General features: G+C 47.0%; 21 protein-coding genes and 1 pseudogene. 12 read left to right on the top strand and 10 right to left on the bottom strand.

Annotated features, from left to right (window positions below; genetic code table 11):
* Positions 1–327 precede the first annotated feature (327 nt).
* Positions 328–2,358, top strand: a complete 2,031-nt coding sequence (locus AAFP14_RS08825) for an iron uptake porin (RefSeq protein WP_341731899.1) — start codon at positions 328–330, stop codon at positions 2,356–2,358.
* A 227-nt stretch (positions 2,359–2,585) separates the two neighbouring features.
* Here AAFP14_RS08825 and AAFP14_RS08820 read toward each other — a convergent pair whose 3' ends face one another.
* From AAFP14_RS08820 to AAFP14_RS08795, 6 genes are all read right to left on the bottom strand, one after another.
* On the bottom strand, positions 2,586–2,705 hold the full coding sequence (locus AAFP14_RS08820) for a photosystem II reaction center protein J (protein ID WP_340521366.1): 120 nt from the start codon (positions 2,703–2,705) through the stop codon (positions 2,586–2,588).
* 137 nt (positions 2,706–2,842) lie between these two features.
* Positions 2,843–2,965, bottom strand: coding sequence for a photosystem II reaction center protein L (locus AAFP14_RS08815; protein ID WP_015176850.1), 123 nt, complete (start codon positions 2,963–2,965; stop codon positions 2,843–2,845).
* Positions 2,966–2,978: 13 nt separating this feature from the next.
* Entirely contained in the window at positions 2,979–3,116 is a 138-nt protein-coding gene (gene psbF, locus AAFP14_RS08810) for a cytochrome b559 subunit beta (RefSeq protein ID WP_340521364.1), read from the bottom strand.
* 21 nt (positions 3,117–3,137) lie between these two features.
* Entirely contained in the window at positions 3,138–3,386 is a 249-nt protein-coding gene (gene psbE, locus AAFP14_RS08805) for a cytochrome b559 subunit alpha (RefSeq protein ID WP_190739490.1), read from the bottom strand.
* A 53-nt stretch (positions 3,387–3,439) separates the two neighbouring features.
* A complete protein-coding gene (locus AAFP14_RS08800; RefSeq protein ID WP_341731898.1) occupies positions 3,440–4,453 on the bottom strand; it encodes a photosynthesis system II assembly factor Ycf48 in 1,014 nt (337 codons plus the stop codon).
* The gene (locus AAFP14_RS08795) at positions 4,440–4,775 is read right to left on the bottom strand and encodes a rubredoxin (RefSeq protein WP_340521360.1); all 336 of its coding nucleotides are present in this window, start codon (positions 4,773–4,775) and stop codon (positions 4,440–4,442) included. The genes AAFP14_RS08800 and AAFP14_RS08795 overlap by 14 nt, the downstream gene beginning before the upstream one ends.
* Positions 4,776–4,936: 161 nt before the next feature.
* On the opposite strand from AAFP14_RS08795, the gene ndhC reads away from it, so the two are divergent.
* The 8 genes from ndhC (at position 4,937) to AAFP14_RS08755 (ending at position 9,519) form a co-directional block, all read left to right on the top strand.
* Complete coding sequence (gene ndhC, locus AAFP14_RS08790) at positions 4,937–5,299, top strand: photosynthetic/respiratory NAD(P)H-quinone oxidoreductase subunit C (protein WP_096831245.1); 363 nt, start codon at positions 4,937–4,939, stop codon at positions 5,297–5,299.
* Complete coding sequence (gene ndhK / locus AAFP14_RS08785; RefSeq protein WP_341731897.1) at positions 5,290–6,015, top strand: photosynthetic/respiratory NAD(P)H-quinone oxidoreductase subunit K; 726 nt, start codon at positions 5,290–5,292, stop codon at positions 6,013–6,015. The genes ndhC and ndhK overlap by 10 nt, the downstream gene beginning before the upstream one ends.
* Positions 6,008–6,511, top strand: a complete 504-nt coding sequence (locus AAFP14_RS08780) for an NAD(P)H-quinone oxidoreductase subunit J (protein WP_341731896.1) — start codon at positions 6,008–6,010, stop codon at positions 6,509–6,511. The genes ndhK and AAFP14_RS08780 overlap by 8 nt, the downstream gene beginning before the upstream one ends.
* Positions 6,512–6,695: 184 nt before the next feature.
* Entirely contained in the window at positions 6,696–6,920 is a 225-nt protein-coding gene (locus tag AAFP14_RS08775; protein ID WP_341731895.1) for a type II toxin-antitoxin system HicA family toxin, read from the top strand.
* Entirely contained in the window at positions 6,917–7,144 is a 228-nt protein-coding gene (locus AAFP14_RS08770) for a type II toxin-antitoxin system HicB family antitoxin (protein ID WP_341731894.1), read from the top strand. Before AAFP14_RS08775 ends, AAFP14_RS08770 begins: the two co-directional genes overlap by 4 nt.
* Before the next feature lie 84 nt (positions 7,145–7,228).
* A complete protein-coding gene (locus tag AAFP14_RS08765; RefSeq protein ID WP_341731893.1) occupies positions 7,229–7,477 on the top strand; it encodes a DUF4926 domain-containing protein in 249 nt (82 codons plus the stop codon).
* 146 nt (positions 7,478–7,623) lie between these two features.
* The gene (locus tag AAFP14_RS08760) at positions 7,624–7,893 is read left to right on the top strand and encodes a hypothetical protein (RefSeq protein WP_341731892.1); all 270 of its coding nucleotides are present in this window, start codon (positions 7,624–7,626) and stop codon (positions 7,891–7,893) included.
* Between the two features lie 111 nt (positions 7,894–8,004).
* Positions 8,005–9,519 carry a class I SAM-dependent methyltransferase gene (locus tag AAFP14_RS08755; RefSeq protein ID WP_341731891.1) on the top strand — a complete coding sequence of 505 codons (1,515 nt, stop codon included), beginning with the start codon at positions 8,005–8,007 and terminating at the stop codon, positions 9,517–9,519.
* A gap of 336 nt (positions 9,520–9,855) precedes the next feature.
* Here the strand turns inward: AAFP14_RS08755 and AAFP14_RS08750 are convergent, their stop codons facing one another.
* Entirely contained in the window at positions 9,856–10,392 is a 537-nt protein-coding gene (locus tag AAFP14_RS08750) for a transposase (protein WP_341731890.1), read from the bottom strand.
* 61 nt (positions 10,393–10,453) lie between these two features.
* On the opposite strand from AAFP14_RS08750, the pseudogene AAFP14_RS08745 reads away from it, so the two are divergent.
* A pseudogene (locus tag AAFP14_RS08745) lies at positions 10,454–10,612 on the top strand (transposase); the annotation flags it as partial.
* Here the strand turns inward: AAFP14_RS08745 and AAFP14_RS08740 are convergent.
* On the bottom strand, positions 10,601–10,945 hold the full coding sequence (locus AAFP14_RS08740; protein ID WP_341731889.1) for a hypothetical protein: 345 nt from the start codon (positions 10,943–10,945) through the stop codon (positions 10,601–10,603). The pseudogene AAFP14_RS08745 and the gene AAFP14_RS08740 overlap by 12 nt on opposite strands.
* A 173-nt stretch (positions 10,946–11,118) precedes the next feature.
* Here AAFP14_RS08740 and AAFP14_RS08735 point away from each other — a divergent pair, with 173 nt between their 5' ends.
* On the top strand, positions 11,119–11,361 hold the full coding sequence (locus tag AAFP14_RS08735; protein ID WP_341731888.1) for a helix-turn-helix domain-containing protein: 243 nt from the start codon (positions 11,119–11,121) through the stop codon (positions 11,359–11,361).
* A gap of 56 nt (positions 11,362–11,417) precedes the next feature.
* Here the strand turns inward: AAFP14_RS08735 and AAFP14_RS08730 are convergent, their stop codons facing one another.
* Positions 11,418–13,733 (bottom strand): DUF4231 domain-containing protein, encoded by a 2,316-nt coding sequence (locus AAFP14_RS08730; protein ID WP_341731887.1) that lies wholly within the window; start codon positions 13,731–13,733, stop codon positions 11,418–11,420.
* Between the two features lie 204 nt (positions 13,734–13,937).
* The gene (locus AAFP14_RS08725) at positions 13,938–15,389 is read right to left on the bottom strand and encodes a DUF4231 domain-containing protein (protein WP_341731886.1); all 1,452 of its coding nucleotides are present in this window, start codon (positions 15,387–15,389) and stop codon (positions 13,938–13,940) included.
* A gap of 475 nt (positions 15,390–15,864) precedes the next feature.
* Between AAFP14_RS08725 and AAFP14_RS08720 the strand changes: the two genes are divergently transcribed.
* Positions 15,865–20,550, top strand: coding sequence for a TIR domain-containing protein (locus AAFP14_RS08720; RefSeq protein ID WP_341731885.1), 4,686 nt, complete (start codon positions 15,865–15,867; stop codon positions 20,548–20,550).
* The last annotated feature ends 91 nt before the right edge of the window (positions 20,551–20,641 follow it).

Raw genomic sequence — 20,641 nt, 5'->3', positions numbered from 1 at the left:
TAAACGCCCAAAAGATATCACCACGCCGGACAGGCAAACGTGGTGAGTTTGGGAACCTGAGCAATCAGGATATTAAGAACGAAATTTCTTAAGAATCTCAGCGTCTTTAGACCTGAGAGTGTCAAAATTCCGTAAATTTGCTGAAAAATCAGGTTTTTTTAGTCGGAGGTTTTCTCGTATTTATGGTGATAACTAATGGTTATCATTTAATAAAATAAAGGGTTTCAGCTTTCCTTCTTAAAAAATTTTGTATCAATTGCTACATTGGAATTGCGCATTTCCTGTTAAGTTAAGCTTTCTAAATTTATGATAAGTGGTGTGAGTGTGATGGCGAACAATACAAATTCGTTTCCAGTTTTGTGGTTGTCTTTATTGATTTCTGGTCTCGCAGTGCCTTTGAGTCCGATCGCCACAATTGCTCAAGTTCAAGATAACTCAAATCCAGAACTTGCCCTAGAAAGTAGTACCGTCCAGGAGATTTCCTCAGAGCCAACCCAGAAAGCGGTTGAGTTTGAACCATCCCAGCTTAGGGGGACAATTACAGAGATTGACTCCGTAGCCGATCGCACTTTAGCACCAACACAGACAGCAGAGACAGTCACAACCATAGAACCCAAAATAATGGGGACAATCCGTGAATTGCCCCCAAAAGAGTTAGAAACTACAAACTTTCCTCAGTCTCAAAAAGTTTCTGAAGTTGGCGCAGTTGCCGATCTTAGCAGCGAGACTAACAGCGCTGATGACCTCAGTATACAACAAGATGCAGCACAAGTCACATCTGTTTCCCAACTGTCTGACGTGCGACCAACAGACTGGGCTTTTGGCGCCTTACAATCCTTGGTAGAAAGATACGGCTGTATTGCAGGATATCCCGATGGTACATTCCGCGGCAACCGGGCCATGACTCGCTACGAATTTGCTGCGGGATTAAACGCCTGCTTAGACCAAATCACCAAACAAATTGGTACATCAACCGCGAATTTAGTCAAGAAAGAAGATTTACTTGCCGTCCAAAAATTGCAAGAAGACTTTGCCGCCGAATTGGCGACATTAAGGGGACGAGTTGATGCTTTAGAAGCACGCACTTCCGAACTAGAAGCCAACCAATTTTCGACTACAACTAAACTCAGTGGATTTGCCTGGTTCAACGTGACGGGAGCTTGGGCAAATGATAAAATTAGAGTAGAAACTACCGACACAAAAGCTGCTTTACCGACTCGTCCAGCCGGAAGAGACCCTGTAACAAATAGACCAATTGTGCAGAAAGTAGACAACCCAGAAGTTACTTTCAGTCAGTTAGTTTGGTTGACTTTGAATACTTCTTTTACAGGCAAAGACCAGTTGATAACGCAATTAGCAGTAGGCAATGGCAATTCCCCAGCCAATCAATTTACTTCTGCGGGTTTGTTCAATACATTTGGAACTCCGTTTCTGGATCAAACATCAGGAAATAATCCTAATGAAGTAATCCTGCGAGAACTTTCCTATCGGTTTCCAGTTACTAACAACTTGCAATTAGTAATCGGTCCCCGAATTAATTTCTATCGCTACTTTGACAACAATAAATTTAACTTTTTTGTCGATGGTGCAAGTAGCTTTAATTCTAACAACAGCACATTGTTAACTGCTACTAAACGCGGTGCTGGTGCTTTGGCGTTGTGGGAACTGAGTCGCCAATTTAAACTGAGTTTTGGCTATTTGGGGGAGAGTATGGAATTTTTACCTTCTTCAGTATTTAACTCAGCTTCTAATCCATCTCAAGGCTTGTTTAATGCGACGAATACGAGTACCGTTGAGTTAACCTTTAGTCCGAGCGATCGGGCAAATTTGCGCTTTCTCTACTCTCGTTCCAACATTCGACAAATAGGCGGACTAATTGGTGCCCCGGTTGGTAAACCGATTAATGGTTTGGCAGATGACGGTTTCGGCGGGAAAGTTGGCGATGCTACTGCGAATACTTTTAGTTTCAATTTCGATTGGTCTGTCACTCGCCGTTTCGGTCTATTCGGTCGCTATGGCTACGGCGAAACCAATATATTTCCCCGAACTAATCGACCTGATGGCACGATTAAAACTCAATCTTATCAGTTAGGAGTAGCGTTTCCCGATTTAATCAAAAAAGGGGCTTTGTTTACGATGTCATTTTTAGTACCCTTCGACGTTACCGGCGGTCGCAGATTTCTGATTTCTGGGGGCGGCAATGGGGGTACTCAGTATGAAATTGAAGCAAATTATTATTTGCCAGTTACCGACAATATTTCGATTGTGCCGGCATTTTATGTGATTGGTAATGCCAATAATTTTGACAACAATCCGACTATTTTTGTAGGCAATTTGCGCACGCAGTTTAGTTTTTAAGCTCGACAATGATAAAGGCAAAGCCCTATTGAAAAATGGGGTTTTTATATCAAATCCGTTGACATCGGAATTATGATTTCTCTCTTCTCTTTCTCTGTGTCCTCTGTGTCCTCTGTGGTTTAATAATTCCGATACAACCGGAATTAACATTACCCAATTTTTTGATAAATAAAACCCCCCTTGCTTAAACAAGGGGGGTTAGACGCATAAAGTACGTCGGATTCTCCTTACATCGAAGAACCTAAACCGGCATAAGCACCGTAGAAGAAAAGAGCCAAAATGCTTAGAGCACCGAGGCCAGCTACAGTAGCTACTAGCCACAAAGGAATTCTGCCACCACTAGACATAGCCATAACCTCACTAATTCACAACTAAATTGACGCTTCCCGGCTTTTGGGGGCAGGGATTATCAAGAAACTACCACATGGTAATTCTTACAGGCTTTGTCAAACTGCCTTTAATCGACATCAAATTCAAAGACCAGTTAGTTAAAGAAGTAACTGGAAAACAAAATACCTAAAACAAAAATCAGCAACAAACCCAAATAAAGAGAAGTCCGGTTTAATTCAACAGGCTGCTCATTGGGATTAGGAACGCGCTCAGGCATTGTAAACTCCTATCTATCGTTGAATAAATTGCATTGCTGCGATCGCGCCCAAAAAGAAAAGAGTTGGGACACCTAAAGTATGAACTGCCAACCACCGTACCGTAAAAATCGGATAGGAAATCGGCTCATTGTTGGGGGTTCTGCCAGTCATTTTTTCTAACTCCTTGTTAAATTACTTGGCAATGAACTGATCTACTTGTTTTTTAGCTTCAAAGCGATCCGAAATAATCGGCACTTCTTCCCGTTGCGGGGTGAAATACTGGTTAGGGCGAGGAGTGCCAAAAGCATCATAGGCCAAACCAGTCTGCACAAACAGCCATCCAGCAATAAACAAAGCTGGAATGGTGATGCTGTGAATTACCCAATAACGGACACTTGTAATAATGTCACCAAAGGGACGTTCTCCAGTTGTACCGGCCATCTCAAATTCTCCTTTCAACAAATCTACAGACAATCTCTATCACTATTCTACTATCAAGCAGCTTGCGCGGAACCTTGATATTTAAGTAGAGTACCGTTGGCGCCGATCACAAATCCGCGTTCTGGGCCCATAAAGACAATCCTGTAAAAATTAGCAGGAACATCTTCTACTTCGCGGTCTTTTTGCCAAGTTTTCCCGCCATCCAAACTGCACAGCAAATTGCCGCCGCCGCCGGCTACCCAAACTTCATTATCAGTCCGGTAAGCCATATCTAGTAAACCCCAACTCGCTTTGCGATCGGGAAAAAACGGTTTTCCCCAACCTTCAGGATTAGAGGGGTCACTAAACTGAATTTGACCACCACGGGCGAGCATCCACAAACGCCCATCCTTGGTAAAGCCCATATTTTGCAAGCGACGAGAACTATTGCGGTTGTGAGGTTCCCAAGTATTCTGTCCTGGTTTCCACACCGAATAGAAATTGCCCTTGGATGAGACTGCAACATACTGCCCGTCTTCAGAACGGTTGATATTGCGAACGACTCCAAAGGAATCTTGAACGACAGCTTTCCAATTTTTGCCACCGTCAGTCGTCCGGTAAATCGCCCCCACATCCGTCGTCATTTCTGCCGAGTTGGGGCCCTGGGCAACGATCGTACTAGGAGAACCCGGTAACTGAGAACTCAAAGCAATCCGAGTCCAAGATTTGCCCTCATCCTCTGTGTGGAGCAAAACTGAAGGCTGACCGACTATCCAGCCTTCGGAACCGGAAAAACTCACCGCAGAAAAACGCGACCTGGTATCGTCGATATCCAGGGCGATCGGTTTCCAATTAGAGCCGCCGTCAACAGTTTCAAACAGAGTCGCCTCAGAACCCACAACCCAGCCGTGCTGACCATTGTCCGTAAAGGCAATATCCTGCAAATTAGCTTCTGTCGGCAAGGAAATTACCTGCCAAGGGTTGTAACTCACAGAACCAATGGTGCTGCAACTGGCACAGATGAGTGCCGCACTCAATAAAATTACAATTCGTTGCCAAAATCTCACAATCGTCTTACTGCAAACCATACATACTAAGTAAAAACAAGAAACCAACGACCAAGCCGCCAAAAATCAGTAAACTTTTCTGACCTTCGGTCATGCCGTTGACGCCGACACCGTAGCGCTGATTTGCCTTAAATCCCGATACTCCTTCCATCTGACCCAGATTTTGAAAGACCGACTTGCGGCCCGCGCAAACGGGACACACCCAAGTAGCGGGCAAATCTTCAAAAGCTGTGCCAGGGGCGATGTCATTTTTAGGATTCCCTTTTTTCGGATCGTAGACGTAGCCGCAGGCGCGGCACTCGTGCCGATCGAGGTTTTTAGTCTCAGTGGCTTGATCGCTCATAGATCGAAAAGAATAGGCTAGCTAATCTTAAAATATACATTAAAAATTATTGCAGAACACGGGCGATTAATCTCAACTAACTCGTAATTTTAGCTACCCAGAATCTATATAATGTAAAGACAAGTTACAGAACCCTTTCACAGAGGCAGTAATTATTCACCGTGTTTGCACTTAGCGGCTACGAGTATTTCTTAGGCTTCCTGTTAATTTCCAGCCTAGTCCCTATCCTCGCCCTCACGGCGGCGAAGGTACTGCGCCCCAAAAGTCGTCCCTACGACCGACGGACCACCTACGAATCTGGCGTCGAGCCGATCGGCGGAGCCTGGATTCAGTTCAACATCCGATATTATATGTTCGCCCTGGTCTTCGTCATCTTCGATGTAGAGACCGTCTTCCTCTATCCTTGGGCGGTTGCTTTCAACCAGCTAGGACTGTTGGCTTTTATCGAAGCCCTGTTTTTTATCACGATCCTCGTTATTGCTCTTGTCTATGCATGGCGCAAAGGAGCCTTGGAATGGTCTTAAGTTCTGACAAATCACAAAAATCCCTAATTGTCAACCCCGCGAGTCGGCCGGAAGTCACCTCGGAATTATCAGAGAATGTCATCCTAACTACGGTGGATGACCTCTATAATTGGGCGAGACTTTCTAGCCTGTGGCCGCTGCTTTACGGCACTGCTTGCTGCTTCATCGAATTTGCAGCTTTGATTGGTTCGCGCTTTGACTTCGATCGCTTTGGCTTAGTACCGCGATCGAGCCCACGACAAGCCGACTTGCTAATCACGGCCGGCACGATCACCATGAAGTACGCCCCCATCTTGGTGCGGCTGTACGAACAAATGCCCGAACCCAAATACGTGATCGCCATGGGCGCGTGCACGATCACCGGCGGAATGTTCAGCGTAGACTCCCCCACAGCAGTCAGAGGCGTTGACAAACTGATTCCCGTAGATGTGTACATACCAGGCTGTCCCCCCCGCCCAGAAGCGATTATTGACGCAATCATCAAACTGCGGAAAAAAATCGCCAACGACTCGATGCAAGAACGGGCAAACTTGCTGCCCACCCACCGCTACTACACCAGACCCCACAAAATGAAAGTAGTAGACGACATTTTGGATGGCAAATATTTGTCAATTCCCGGCCGGATGGCGCCACCGAAGGAATTGACGGAAGCGATGGGAATGCCCGTACCACCAGCTTTGCTGACTGCACAAAAACAGGAGGTAGAACGTGGCTGAGACAGAAACCTCAATTGTTGAAGCTGGGAAGGTTTCCCAGTGGCTGACTCAGAATGGCTTTGAACACGAAGCTTTAGCGGCTGATAATTTGGGCGTGGAAATATTAAAGGTCGATCGCGACTTCTTAATTCCCATGTCAACAGCGCTGTACGCCTACGGGTTCAATTATATGCAGTGCCAGTGCGCCTACGACCAAGGCCCCGGACAAGATTTAGTCAGCGTTTACCACTTGGTGAAACTGACAGATAATGCTTCCAAGCCTGAAGAAGTCCGCGTCAAAGTATTCATTCCCCGCGAAGATCCGAGAGTGCCATCAGTCTACTGGATTTGGAAAGCAGCAGACTTTCAAGAGCGGGAATCCTACGATATGTACGGCATAGTTTATGAAGGACATCCGAATCTGAAACGGATTTTGATGAACGAAGATTGGGTAGGCTGGCCGCTGCGGAAGGATTACATTTCCCCTGATTTTTACGAATTGCAAGACGCTTATTAAAGTTTTGAGTTTTTAGCTCAAAATACATTTGGTCGTTTTGCACCCACTTCTTTGAGGAGTGGGTGCAATTTTTGTGCAATTTTCGGGAAAGGTCGATTCCCTACGGGATAGCTTCGCTTCACGAAACTTTTTGGGATATGATGAAAGTGTGACCGTCACCTTGCCACATTTTTAATGTCTGCTTATGCCCAAAAAGATTAGAGAACTCAAAAGCCTGTTGCTAAAAGCTGGGTTTACTTATCGTTCGGCAAAAGGCAGTCATACAAGATGGGTTCATTCTTTACTACCAAATGAACCGATTACCATTGCTGGAAATGATGGCGATGATGCGAAACTTTATTTAGAGAGAGAAGTTAATCGAAAACTTGGAATATTGAAAGCAATTGAAGAAGAGGAATCAGAATCATGAAATTACCTTATATAATTGTTATTCAATGGTCGGATGAAGATAATTGCTACCTAGTTCACTTACCTGATTTTCCATCTCAGCAGTTCCACACTCACGGAGATACTTACGAACAAGCTTTGCAGAATGCTGTAGAGGTATTAGAGCTTTTAGTTGAAGAATATCAGGTAGATGGTAAATCTCTCCCAGCACCTAAAACTCTAGTAGAAAACTTGCTGTTTGCTTGAATGTAGATTTGAAGTCATTGAGCATTATTCAGAGATTCCGAGATTAACAACCTGCTATCCTTTGTAGTGCCGGGGGTAATAAAAGTGGCAAAGAATACAATTAAATTACTCGATGTCGTTGCCTTGACAGTTGATATTCCTGAATACAACCTGTGGCGCGGACAAGTTGGCACAGTGGTGGAACTGTTGGCTGATGGTGCAGCGTTTGAGGTGGAATTTAGCGATCGCAACGGACGCACTTATGAATCTGTCGGGCTGCAAAGAGAGCAAATCATGGTGTTATACTTTGAGCCAGCATCACCTGATATCAAACCCGAAATGGTTACAGCATAAGCGGCACAACAACGCCCATGCACCCTACCGTATCAAAGTTATTGGTTGCGATCGAGAGGTTATCTGCGGCGGGTGATGGGCAACGATCGATCGCCAGCTTAGCCTAGTAGGTTGTAAAATATAAAAGTATAGCTATAAAAACACCTATGACACTCACCCTCACTCTGACACGAGAAATAGAGCAATACTTAACACAAAGAGCTCAAGAGCAAGGGCTTTCGACAGAAGCATACACTCTGCAACTGCTGATAGAACATATTCTGCTAAAACAAAAGCAAACAAAATCAGTCAATCTGCTTCAATCTTGGATGGATGAAGAAGATGGCGAAGAGCAGCAAGAAACAGGTCAGTATCTGATTCAGGCTCTTGATGAAGATCGTTTGTCCGATCGCCAGCTATTTCCTATTGAATTATAGGTTTGCGACCGCCGATTTATGGCGAAACATCAATCTCAGTTGAGATTCTGGTGCTGATTGGAGAGATAGCAAAGGCAATCAAGGCGCGATCGCAGTTTATAACTATAACCGATGAGTTTCAACGATCGCAAAACAAGACTAGAATACGGCGATTTTCAGACACCGCCGGCATTAGCCGAGATGGTGTGCCGCAAATTAGTAGAACTTAATGTCAATCCTGGCACCATAATTGAGCCAACGTGCGGTGTCGGTAATTTTCTTCAAGCTGCTGCACATTCGTTTCCAGCCGCAGCCAAGATTATCGGGGTTGAAATCAATCAAAATTACTTAACACAAATTAGACTTAATAACCAATTATTTCACGATGAGAGATGTGATATTTTCCACGGAGATTTCTTTCAGTTTGATTGGGAATCCTTAGTCAGTCAGTCCACTGATAGACTGCTGGTACTAGGCAATTTTCCTTGGGTGACAAACTCACAACAAGAAACTATTCGTAGCGAAAACTTACCTAAAAAAAACAACTTTCAAAGTCACAAAGGCTTAGATGCTCTCACAGGTAAGAGTAACTTTGATATCTCAGAATGGATGCTGATTCAGGCGGTGCAATGGCTGCAAAAGCGCGATGCCGATCTGGCGATGCTTTGCAAGACTTCGACGGCCAGAAAGTTATTGAATTACCTTCACTCTCAAAAACTGAATCTCGCTGACTGTGCAACTTATACAATAGATGCTAAAAAATATTTTGATGCACATGTTGATGCTTGTTTATTAGTTTGCAAATTTGACGCTCATTCGCGCAACTATTTCTGTGATGTATTTAGCAGTTTAGAAAGTTCACACTGTCACCGAATCGGATATCACAACAATCTGCTGGTTAAGGATATAGATGCTTTTAGTCAAGTGAGCGATTTATATGCGGTGAATTCAGGGACTAAATGGCGATCGGGTGTAAAGCATGACAGCTCGAATGTGATGGAGTTTCGGAAAATTGACAATTATTTTGTAAATACATTGGGAGAAATTGCCGATATTGAGGAAACTTATCTGTTTCCGATGCTCAAAGGATCTGGTGTTGCTCAAAATCGAATTAATGATACCGATCGCTATATGCTAATTACTCAAAAATTCATCGGTGAATCAACCGAAAATATCAAAAATATAGCTCCTAAAACCTGGTGTTATCTGGAGTCTCGCGGGCAATATCTAGATAATCGGAAAAGCAAAATTTATCAAAATAGTCCTCGATTTGCGATTTTTGGAGTGGGCGATTATACTTTCAAACCTTGGAAAATTGCGATCGGCGGGCTTTACAAAAAATTGGAGTTCAGATTAATTGGTGAAATAGCTGATAAACCTGTGGTTTTTGATGATACTGTTTACTTTCTTGGCTTTGACGACGAGGGAGTTGCACGTCAAACTTTTGAGCTTTTGAATTCACCGGCTGCAATTAAGTTTTATTCGTCGATCGTATTTTGGGATGAAAAGCGTCCGCTCAAATCGAGTGTTTTAAATTGTCTGAATCTAGAGCTGCTGGCAGATTTGGAATTTGTAACCGCAGAGGACGCAGAGAACGCAGAGAGAGAGAATAGAGAGATGAATAATTTCGATGAAGCGCGAATTTGATATAATGAATATCTATACTATGCCATATTTTAACTGGCAGTCTTTGTATCTGAGTTAGCTAATATTCCAGTTTATTGATGTTTTTATTTTTTAACCACTGATGTAGGCGCTTCGCCTTCTTATTCGGTTTTTAATATCGCATCGGTGCGTCGCCATCTAGAATCTGCAAATTCTATTGAATATCTCACAGCGACGCACCCTAAAGATGAGAAACTTGCGTTAGTCCTAACTTCATTCCAACCGGATTAATTTGACCAACAAACTCATGATTTCTCCATGTTCCGGTGTAATATTGACACTCTCAGGTCTGAAGACGCTGAGATTCTGCGGACAGAATTAGTTTAATCTAATTCTCGCTACGATTGCCAAAGATCGTCTACTGAGTTGATCGAGCGACAAACCTAATCTTCCCGATACTTTTCTTAAAATATTGGCTGCCCCATTCAGGTCAGCATTAACAACAAAACCATCAGCAGTCCAATAAAGTCCACGCTTAATTCTGTTTCCAGATGCTTTCCACCCCATCGGTTTTTCACCGTATTTGGGTAGGGAGTCTCCATCCAAGAAACTAGCTTTTGAAGTGTAGGCTTCCTCAGTTTCAACAAATTTAATCCCGTGTAAATCACCAAGTTGTTTGACGCGGGATTTTAGTTTACCTAAAGGCATTTGAACAAACTTTTGATTATTCAAATTACCCAAATTAGCATTAATTTTAAACCCTTCATTCCAACCCATCACCAAGGTTCCTATACCATATTTAAGACAGTGGCTAACAATTAGTTTGGCTGCTTTATTAATCCCATCACGCATTTGGTGATTGCGTTTACGGGTTACACGGTCTAACCAATTATCCCAATATAGTGATTCTGTCAACCCCAAATTAAATAAATATGCTCCCTCTCCCAGAATACAGAACCCATAATCATGTAAAGCATTTAAGGGTAGGTCTAGTAATTTATTGAGAAAATATTTTCCACACTTGCTAAAATTACCTAGCTTGTGGACAAGTAGTTATTTTGTTAGCAGTGCTGGTAATATCAGCAGCGAAACTGTTAAAAAATATATGGAAAATCCACATCATTTAGTAAACTAATATTTCAAGGGGAATAAATTCCCCTGTGTCGTGTTTCCTCTCAGGTCTGAAGACACGCTCGTTTCCACACTCCCATCCTTTTCTTATGATGCGATCGTCGGGAATCGCGATTGGATGAGTCCAACGAACAGCTTCCTCGTACCGCAATGCGTGCAGTTGGTGGATAGTTCGGCGTACTCCCAGCGGTGAACCGATGATAATATGACGGACTGCTTCGCGACGATCGCCCTCAAAGGTTTGGTTGGTTAAAACATGGGGCGATGTTTGGTTCGATGATGAATCTTGCAACATAGCTTTGATGAATAATTTTGGATAGATTTGATGCTTTGTCACGGTAAAACCGCATACAATAACAAATTGAAGAAAAGACAACAATTCCCCTACAGCACAAGTATCTTACCTGGGGCTGTCTAATTTGTATTAGTCTAAATCTAAATTAATTTAGGGTTGATGTCAATTATTTTAGGCAAAACCCAAATAAATTAATATAAGTTAATAAACAGTCTATGGAAATCTCAGAAAGAGCCGATCGATCGCCCCTAATGCGACTGAGAGTTCAGCGGTTTATAACTCAAAAGCAGCTAGCAGAAGGACTTGGAGTTACGGAAGCGACAGTCAGCAACTGGGAAGCCGGACGATCCGTACCGAAGCTAACGCCTATTCAATACAAGAAGTTGCTAGAGATTCTGCAAATTACTTCTGCTGAATTACCAGACCAATTTGGTTATCCCAACGAGCTTGATGGATAGAATCGAGATCGACAGAGAGTTGCTGATTCGTATCAGCTTGTTCGAGCGATCGCCAGTTAGGCACGCAGCACTGACTTCGCTTTTTGCAAATAATCCCGCCGATCTTCGAGACCGTTGTAACCCCCATTCACGCGCAAGGTGACTGCTTCGAGGTCATCTCGATCGGCATACTCGTTGAGCTTTCGGGTATCCCAGTACCAGCCTGCCACCCAAATCGCAAACGGAATCTGTCCGACAAGTTGGGGTTGAGCGATAAAATCCTGATTCATTGCCTTAGAAAACTCCGCATAGTTCGATCGCCCAGTCAGTTGCATTAACCCCCGTCCCTTAAAGCGTACACCGTCGCCCGGTTGGGTGTTGCCCAAATCGTCTCGTCCCTCGTAGTCTTCACCAGAAGCATATTCTTCCATCGCATTGAAACAGTCCGACTCGTGAGCCACCTGAGCGATGAAATGGCAGATCCGCAGGGACGTATTAATCTGGTAGCGATCGAGAACTTCGTTGAGGCTGGAAGCCAGTTGGCGCAGGCGATCGCTCGGCCCCTTCGATCCGGCAATCTGAATCAGTTGCTCGCCCGTCATATATTGGGCGCTGGCCGTGGGACTCGCAGCCGTAGCCGTACCAGAGGCGAAGAGAGTTTGAGCTGTTTGGACTGGTGCAGTTTGAGCTGGTGCAGTTTGAGCTGGTGCGTTTTGGGCGGATGTACCCGGTGGGTTATTGCCGTAAAACAGCCGTCCCCAACCCGTTTTCGGACCATCTGCCGTCCAGCGGCAGGTCAATTCCCGGCGAGAATAGGTCAATCCGCCGCCATCTTCAGAAGCGTAGCCGTCCAACAAATTGCCGAAGGGATCGTTGATAATGTAATCGCCACCTGCCGTGCGACCGATCGCCACAATCATGTGTCCGCCAGAAGGAGCTTCCGGCGGGCCGTGATGCAGAATACCAATGACAGCAGGCAGTCCACTGGCTAGCGATTTATCCACATCGTCAAAATCTAGATTGGTATTCCAGGTGGATTGAATTCCCAGTTCTGTCAGCGCTTGAGTTTGGGCGCTATGGTCGGTGGTATCGCCATACTTAATCACGTACTGGAAGTAGTCGTCATCCCCCGAAATGTTTGCACCCAGGAACTTAGCCACCATCGCACAACTGGAGGTATTGCAAGTTCGGTAGGGTTGCTCCATATTGTCTCGTTGCGAGAAAAAGGGAACAGGGAGTTGAATTGCGCCGTTGCTTGCCACCGGGGCAGAGGAAGCCGGGGCGGGGGGAGCTGGGGGAGCAGTGGGCGCGGGGGGAGAAGCGCTGAGCATCGGTGCTGGAGCAGCAGAGGTCGCCATCATCGGGCTGGGAGCGGCGGCCGTTGGTGCGATCATCGGTGCTGGCGCAGCAGGGGGCACCATGAGATTGGGGGAACTAGACCCAGTATTGCCAACGATCGCGACATCGGATGCGCTGACAAACCAGACGTTGCGGTTTTCAGCGCCGATTCCGCGATCGATCGCCACTTGCAGGTGATTGTTGTCAGCTTGAGCATAAGAAATCAAGCCAAAGCTGTTGCCTGCACCGACCCAAATCTTATAGTTATCGGGCAACAATGATGAATGTTGGGGACTGAGCTTGAATTCGGTATTCTGGCGAACTTGGAGAATGCCCGCAGCCCCAGCGGGAGGAAGGGCGGGAGCCGCCGCAGGCATGAGTCCCCCCGCAGGAGCAGGATTTCCCCAAAGCTGTTGCTGTTGCTGTTGGGGGAGCCGAACGGGTTGGGGTCGATCGAACAGGGTTTTATCGGTGGCGACAGTGTTGGCGGTCTTAATAATTTGCTTGATTTGCTCGTTTTCTTTAGCTTGCTGCTGCTGCAACGTCGCGATGTAATTTTGTACGTCGTTCTTGATGATACTTTCGACCCGGCTGGCAAAGTTAGCATAGCCGTCGATATGCTCGAGCAGGTTGTCGTAGGAACCGCTCAATTGCACGTACTGCCAGCCTTCAGCCTTGAGGTCTTCTGCCATTTTGCGATAATCTCGCCAGCGATCGCCATAGCGATGAAACTCCTCTAGCGCCGCACTGACGGCAATCACCTGACTTAAGAAAAAGGGAACGTAAGGAAACCAATCCCGGAAGAAGACATTATCTTTAGAAAGTTGCATATTAATACCCACCAGAGCAGGCAGTACCACCCCGCTAATAATCGTCGTCAGACGCAATCGGTAGTGCATTCGGCGGCACTGATCCGCTTTTTTATCCGCCCACACTACCTGATCGATCCAGCGCTGTTTGAGCGCCTGTTTGTAGAGGTCGGGAAGTTTTAACTGTTCGACTAAGCTTGCTAACTCTTCGCGCAGATATTGTTCGTAGGTCTTTTTCTTAGCCATCGGGATATTCTGTTAGAGGGTAGAGGCTGGGATACATCTGAGGTTAGGCAAAATCCGCATAGGCGACCCATCTTTGAGGTCGATCGAGATGCTCATCAGAAAATCATAGCTAGAGACAGACACTGAAGAGCTTAATTTTTGGAGGAGGCATTCAGTCCCGGATTTCGGACACTCAATCCAGTCAGCATGATTAATTTTCAACTTTCAACTTTTCAGACGGTAAATGGTACTCTGGCCGCCGTAGTAGCCATCAAAATCCGTATCGCTTTCCCACACAAAGCAGGCTCTAGAAGATGAGTTGGAGAGGACTCGACTGCAACAATCGGTCAGTCCAATCCCTATGTGTGCTTCTCCATGCGCAACCACCAAATCCCCAGCTTTCGCCGATTCTCTCGACACCTGTTGTCCTCGCCTTTGTTGGAGCGCGTCTAAGACTGAGGGAACGTAATTGGGATTGTCGCCCAGTGGTCTGATACCTGCATCCTGCATGACTTTGTTGACCGTCCAGGCGCAGGCGTTATTACCGCCATCGGGGCCGTCGGCCGTAGACATTCCCCGCAGTTTGAGAGCGGAGGCGAGGATTTTAGCATTCACATCGGCGATCGCGGTTTGCTCCACTGGGGGGCTGACGGCGGGAGGCTGGGCGACAGTCGGCTGAGGGATTGGGGCACTCGGTGCGGGTGGAGGTGTAAATGCTGTCAGAGGTTGGGCGACAGTCGGCTGAGGGATTGGGGTACTCGGTGCGGGTGGAGGTGTAAATGCTGCGGGAGGTTGGGCGATCGCGGTTGGCGGCATCTGAGCCATCTGAGGGGGGGCTGGTGCGATCGCGGGTTGTCCTGGAGCGTTGAACATAGCAGGTTGAGCCGGGAGTCCCATTGCCCCAAAGCCATTGTGAGGAAGGTTTGCAGCCGGATAGGGAGGCAGTTGAGGCGCAGGAGTGTGCTGCGCGAACAAGGTTTTATCGGTGGAAACCTGCTCGGCGGTTTTCAGCATTTGCTTGATTTGCTCTTGCTCCTTAGACTGTTTTTGCTGCAACGTCGTGATATAGCTTTGTACGTCATTCTTAATCAAACTTTCGATCCGACCTGCAAACAGGGTATAGACATCTTGGTGGGTTGTAGATTCGTTGTTCTCACCCCTAGGTTTGAGGGCTTTCCAGTCTTCGACGCTGACTTCGGACATCCGGCTGCGCGGCAGGGGAGGCGGACTATCGTCTTCTTCGTGGGTTTTGTAGCGATAGGGGCCGGTCAATTGCAGGTATTCCCAGCCTTCTGCTTTGAGATCTTCGGCTAGTCGTCGGTACTCGCGCCAGCGATCGCCAAAGCGCAAAAATTCTTCGGCCGCGGCACTGACGGCGATGATTTGGCTCAAGGCAAAAGGGACGTAAGGAAACCAAATGCGAAAGTATTCATTATCTTTACCCAGTTGAAAGTTAATTCCAACTAGGGCCGGCAACACTACCCCACCCACGATCGCCGTCAGGCGCAAGCGATAGTGCCAGCGTCGGCATTCTTCGGCTTTCTTATCCGCCCAAACCACTTGATCGAGCCAGCGACTTTTCAGCGACTGTTTGCATAGATCGGGTAGCTCCAGTTGCTCGACCATATCGGTCATTTCTTGGCGCAGGTAGTCGTAATATGTGAGCTTTTTTGCCATGTGGATTTCTGTTCGCGCTATGTTGTTTAGACCCGCATCGTGGCTGGGAAATCCGAGTTGTTCACCCCCTTTATTTCACGAGGCAACAATCCGAGCGACCCTAACGAACGGCTGGATTCCCCTGACCTATGCAGTTTTGCAGATCGAAGGCAGCCCAACCCTAGAGGGGGTAACACTATCGGATGGTATAACCCAATTTATACCCGACCTTCGATCGAGGCAAGAGTCTGTTCGCTATTTCCCATTCCTAAGTATTTAGCTATGCCTGCGACACGCTAGGCGTTTCATGTCGCGTAACGAAACGGCAATAATTTCAGTCTCAGATGACATGAATTATCGCTAGGTATTGACCCCAGCTAGATAATTTTGCACATCACTAACATACAATATCCACTGTACAATTGTTGGATTGAATTATGATAATGACTCTGTTCCCTGTTTCCCGTTCCCAGTCCCCTCTTTGCTTATTATAGATATGACAACATTTTATGATGCTTTTATCTCTTACGGACGCGCAGACAGCTTAGGTTTCGGCAAAATTTTATACGATCGCCTGCGAGAGCAAGGGTTGAATATTTGGTTCGACCAAAACGATATTCCCCTGGGAGTTGATTTCCAAAATCAAATTGACGACGGCATCGAGAAAGCGGACAACTTCTTATTTATCATCGCTCCGCATTCGATCAACTCGCCCTATTGCGGCAAAGAAATCGAACTGGCGATTCGGCGCAACAAACGGATAATTCCCTTACTGCACGTCGAACACATCGATCGCAACATTTGGCAGCAGCGAAAACCCGCAGGAACCGATGAAGAATGGGAAGCTTACAAAGCCAAAGGATTGCATTCGAGTTTTAATAATATGCACCAGGCGATCGGCAAAATTAACTGGGTGTATTTTCGCGAGGGAATCGATGATTTTGATAAATCTTTAGCCGGGTTGACAGAGTTACTAAACCGCCACGCCGAGTATGTAAAACAGCACACGCAATTTTTAGCCAAAGCCTTGGAGTGGGAACGGCAGCAAAAACAAAATCGATGGCTGTTAGTTGGGGACGAAAAAAAGCAAGCCGAAGCTTGGCTGAAAATTAGATTTAAAGAACAACAACAACCTTGCGTTCCGACGGACTTGCACTGCGAATATATTACCGAAAGCATCAAGAATGGCAACAACTTGATGACTCACGTGTTTATCTCCTATTCGGATCTGGATCGGGAAACGATGGAGAAAATTCGCAGCAGTCTGAGGCGAGAAAGTTTGACTGTTTGGACGAATAAAACCGATATTCAAACCGGAGAAGATTTTCAGAGTGCGATCGATCGGGGAATCGAACAAACCGATAACTTGGTCTATCTGCTCTCGCCCGACTCGGTAAAATCCGAGTACGTTCGCAAAGAATTAGAGTATGCCGTATCGCTCCAGAAACGAATTATCCCCGTTCTAGTGCGGGAAACGTCAGCAGACGAAATCCCCAAGGCGTTACAGGGCGTGCAGTATATTGACCTCACCGACAATATAAAAGAAGACGATTACTTACTCGATGAAAGTCAATTGCTGAAAATTTTACATCAAGATGAAGCCTACTATAACGAGCATAAAGTGTTCCTAACTCAAGCCTTGAAGTGGGAGCGACAGCATAAGAATCCCAGTATTTTACTGCGAGGCTATAACTTACGAAGTGCCGAGGCGTGGTTGAAGGTGGCACAGAAACGAGAGCAGTATCTTCCTACAGCATTAATCGAAGAGTTTATCGCTGAAAGTTTGCGGCAACCGCCTTTAGAATCCCTCGATGTGTTTATTTCCTATTCTCGTGCCGATTCAGATTTAGCCCGGAAGCTCAATAACGAACTGCAACTACAAGGAAAAACGACCTGGTTCGACCAAGAAAGTATTGCATCGGGATCGGATTTTGCGCGAGAGATAGAGCAGGGCATCCAATCGTCCGATAATTTCTTATTTATTCTGTCACCGCAATCGGTCAATTCGCCCTATTGCGCGATGGAAGTCGAGTATGCTGCCAATTTGAATAAGCGGTTTGTAACCCTACTGCATCGATCGGTCAATTCAGCCGACTTGCACCCAGAGTTAGCCAAAGTTCAGTGGATTGATTTCAATCAAAACGATGGCGATTTCAATGCCAATTTCAACCAATTGGTCAGAACCCTCGATACAGACAGAGAACACTTACAGAATCATACGAAATGGTCTCAACGATCGCTAGAATGGGAGCAAAAAAATAAAACCAACGATTTACTGTTGCGAGGAAGTGAATTAGCCATTGCCGAAGCGTGGTTGAAAGACATTCAAACCCAAAAGAAACAGCCCGTCGCGACGGAGTTACAAAAGGCATATATAGCCAAAAGTAGCGGGTTAAAACGCCAAAATAAGATGCTATTAACGGGAGCGGCTGTGGGTGCGATCGGGATTATGACCCTTGCCACTATTGTTACCACAAAGCTGTGGCTAGACGCACAAGAGCAAACGAAGATTGCCCAGTTAGACGAGAATGCCGGCCGCGTCCAATCGCTGCTCGATGCCGATCCCCTAGAGGCACTCATTCTGGCGATTAAAGCCACGGGCGAAAGCCAATCTGCATCGCCAGAGGTTCGCCAGGAGACCTTTGCCGAGATCCAGTCTAGCTTGCGCGATGCCACCGGGGATGCCAGAGAACGTAATCTCATTCAGGGACAAGCCGCTGGAGTCAACTCATTAGCGTTGAGTCCAGACGGCAAAATCCTCGCGAGTGCGGCTAAAGACGGGACGATTCGCCTGTGGGATACCTCTGGCTATCCCATCGGTGAACCGCTCGACCCGCTGACCAATGGGCCTATAATCGCCCTCTATGCTGTGGCATTTAGCCCCGACGGCAAAAGGATCGTCAGTGGCGGTGCAGACGGGACGATTCGCTTGTGGGACATCTCTGGTAAGCTCATCAGCCAAAGCTTCAAAGGGCATCAAGGCAATGTCTGGTCAATCCGATTTAGCCCCGATGGTAAAACGATCGTCAGTAGCGGCGAGGACGGGACGATTCGCCTTTGGGATACTTCTGGCAATCCCGTCGCTCAACCCTTCAAAGGGCATCGGGGTGGGATTCGATCGATCGCATTGAGTCCCGATGGAAAAACCATCGCCAGTGGCGGCAAGGACAAAACGGTTCGGCTGTGGACTCGTCAGGGTCAACCCATTGGTAAACCTTGGACGGGGCATGAGGATGAGGTCGCGTCAGTGGCGTTTAGCCCCAATGGCAAAACCATTGCCAGTGGCAGCAATGACGGGCGGATTCGTTTGTGGGACACATCGGGGAAACTCATCACTCAACCCTTCATAGGGCATGAGGGGGCCCCGATTGGGTCAGTAGTATTTAGTCCCACGGGTAGAGCCATCGTCAGTGGGGGGAGTGATGGAACCATTTCTGTTTGGAATCTTCGGGGGAATTCTATGCTGAGTCATCCCCTCATCGGGCACGTGGGTGCAGTCTCGTCGGTGGCATTGAGCCCCGATGGCAAAACCATTTTCAGTAGCGACGATAAGGGGATGATTCGTCTGTGGGATACGCACGGCTACCTCATCGGTCAACCCTTCACCGGGCACGACTATGGAGTATACTCAGTGGCATTTAGCCCCGATGGCAAAACCATTGTCAGTGGCAGCGCAGACAAGACGCTCCGCCTGTGGGACACTTCTGGCAATCCCATCGGTCAGCCCTTTAAAGGACATCAAGGTATGGTCTTTTCAGTGGCATTTAGCCCCGATGGCAAAACCATTGTCAGTGGTAGCGAAGACATGACGCTCCGCCTGTGGGATCGCTCTGGCCATCCCATCGGTCAACCCTTTAAAGGACATCAAGGTACGGTAGGCGCAGTGGCATTTAGCCCGGATGGTAAAACCATTGTCAGTGGTAGCGATGACATGACGCTCCGCCTGTGGGATCGCTCTGGCCATCCCATCGGTAAACCCTTTGAGGGACATACAAATTGGGTCATGTCCGTCGCCTGGAGCCCGGACGGCAAAACGATCGTCAGTGGTGACTATAACGGGAAAATTCGCTTGTGGGATACTTCAGGCAATCCCATCGGTCAACCCTTTGAGGGACATAAGGATGGGGTCTACTCGGCGGTATTTAGCCCGGATGGCAAAACCATCGTCAGTGGTAGTCGGGACAATACGCTCCGCCTGTGGGATCTCTCCGGCAAACCCATCGGTCAACCCTTTAAAGGACACACCAATTCAATCTACTCGGTGAAATTCAGCCCGGATGGCAAAACCATTGCCAGTGGTAGTTACGATAAAAACATTCGCTTGTGGGACACCTCCGGTCAACCCATCGGTCAGTTTCTCAAGGGACATACACGTTCAGTCAGTTCAGTTGCCTTTAGCCCGGACGGTAAAACCATTATCAGTGGCAGTACCGATCGCACGCTTCGTCTCTGGCGCGTTGGCACTTGGCAAGATTGGCTCAAGAGCGCCTGCAACCGATTAATCTTACATCCCGTTTTAGTCGCACCGGAAACGCTGCTTATTAGGGATGCGGAAATGCTCTCCGTGGCGAAAGAGGCTGGCAAAACCTGTCAAACCTCAGCCTGGAACGACGCAGAAAATGCGCAGTTTTTAGTCAATCGAGGTCGATCGATCGCGTGGCAAGGCGATGTCAGCCAAGCCATCGCGACGTTCCAACAGGCTCAGAAATTATTGCCCAGCCTTGAGGTGCCAGCACAGGACAGGATTAAACAGTGGGCTGCCGACGGTTTGATCGAAAAAGGGGAAAACCTAGTCCAAGAGGGTAAAGTTCAGGAAGCGCTGGATGCCTTCGAGAAAGCAAAGCAGTTCGAGGCAACTTGGAAGATCCCTCAACAGTCTTGGCATACGCTGTGTTGGTACGGCGCACTGCACGGTGCCGCCCACGAAGGGGCAAAGGCCGTGATAGCGGCGTGCGATACGGCGGTGGCACTTGCACCTAAAAATGTCCGGGTTCGAGATAGTCGTGGGGTGGCTCGGGCGCTGACGGGGGATACGACAGGGGCGATCGAAGATTTTCAGGCGTTTATCAAGGGCACGGATTCGGCAGAGGGCAAAAAACAGCGGCAAGGCTGGATTGATGCCCTGAAGAAGGGTGAGAATCCATTTACCCAGAAGGAGATACAGCGGTTTTCTGAGAGATGAGCGCTTACTCCCTTCCTACCCAAAGAATTTGTATTTTAATCAACCGCGAAGACGCTCATGACACGAAGTAAGAGAAAAGAAGAAGTACATA

Source organism: Microcoleus sp. EPA2 (genome assembly GCA_020882975.1).
Taxonomy (GTDB): domain Bacteria; phylum Cyanobacteriota; class Cyanobacteriia; order Cyanobacteriales; family Microcoleaceae; genus Microcoleus.
The sequence above is the reverse complement of the archived record's forward strand: the minus strand, read 5'-3'. Positions and strand labels throughout refer to the sequence as shown.

Excerpts from the sequence above, each read along its gene's own strand:
- AAFP14_RS08825 (WP_341731899.1), top strand. The coding sequence starts at position 328 with ATGGCGAACAATACAAATTCGTTTCCAGTTTTGTGGTTGTCTTTATTG.
- AAFP14_RS08820 (WP_340521366.1), bottom strand. The coding sequence starts at position 2,705 with ATGTCTAGTGGTGGCAGAATTCCTTTGTGGCTAGTAGCTACTGTAGCT.
- AAFP14_RS08815 (WP_015176850.1), bottom strand. The coding sequence starts at position 2,965 with ATGCCTGAGCGCGTTCCTAATCCCAATGAGCAGCCTGTTGAATTAAAC.
- psbF (WP_340521364.1), bottom strand. The coding sequence starts at position 3,116 with ATGACTGGCAGAACCCCCAACAATGAGCCGATTTCCTATCCGATTTTT.
- psbE (WP_190739490.1), bottom strand. The coding sequence starts at position 3,386 with ATGGCCGGTACAACTGGAGAACGTCCCTTTGGTGACATTATTACAAGT.
- AAFP14_RS08800 (WP_341731898.1), bottom strand. The coding sequence starts at position 4,453 with ATGGTTTGCAGTAAGACGATTGTGAGATTTTGGCAACGAATTGTAATT.
- AAFP14_RS08795 (WP_340521360.1), bottom strand. The coding sequence starts at position 4,775 with ATGAGCGATCAAGCCACTGAGACTAAAAACCTCGATCGGCACGAGTGC.
- ndhK (WP_341731897.1), top strand. The coding sequence starts at position 5,290 with ATGGTCTTAAGTTCTGACAAATCACAAAAATCCCTAATTGTCAACCCC.
- AAFP14_RS08775 (WP_341731895.1), top strand. The coding sequence starts at position 6,696 with ATGCCCAAAAAGATTAGAGAACTCAAAAGCCTGTTGCTAAAAGCTGGG.
- AAFP14_RS08770 (WP_341731894.1), top strand. The coding sequence starts at position 6,917 with ATGAAATTACCTTATATAATTGTTATTCAATGGTCGGATGAAGATAAT.
- AAFP14_RS08760 (WP_341731892.1), top strand. The coding sequence starts at position 7,624 with ATGACACTCACCCTCACTCTGACACGAGAAATAGAGCAATACTTAACA.
- AAFP14_RS08755 (WP_341731891.1), top strand. The coding sequence starts at position 8,005 with ATGAGTTTCAACGATCGCAAAACAAGACTAGAATACGGCGATTTTCAG.
- AAFP14_RS08735 (WP_341731888.1), top strand. The coding sequence starts at position 11,119 with ATGGAAATCTCAGAAAGAGCCGATCGATCGCCCCTAATGCGACTGAGA.
- AAFP14_RS08730 (WP_341731887.1), bottom strand. The coding sequence starts at position 13,733 with ATGGCTAAGAAAAAGACCTACGAACAATATCTGCGCGAAGAGTTAGCA.
- AAFP14_RS08725 (WP_341731886.1), bottom strand. The coding sequence starts at position 15,389 with ATGGCAAAAAAGCTCACATATTACGACTACCTGCGCCAAGAAATGACC.
- AAFP14_RS08720 (WP_341731885.1), top strand. The coding sequence starts at position 15,865 with ATGACAACATTTTATGATGCTTTTATCTCTTACGGACGCGCAGACAGC.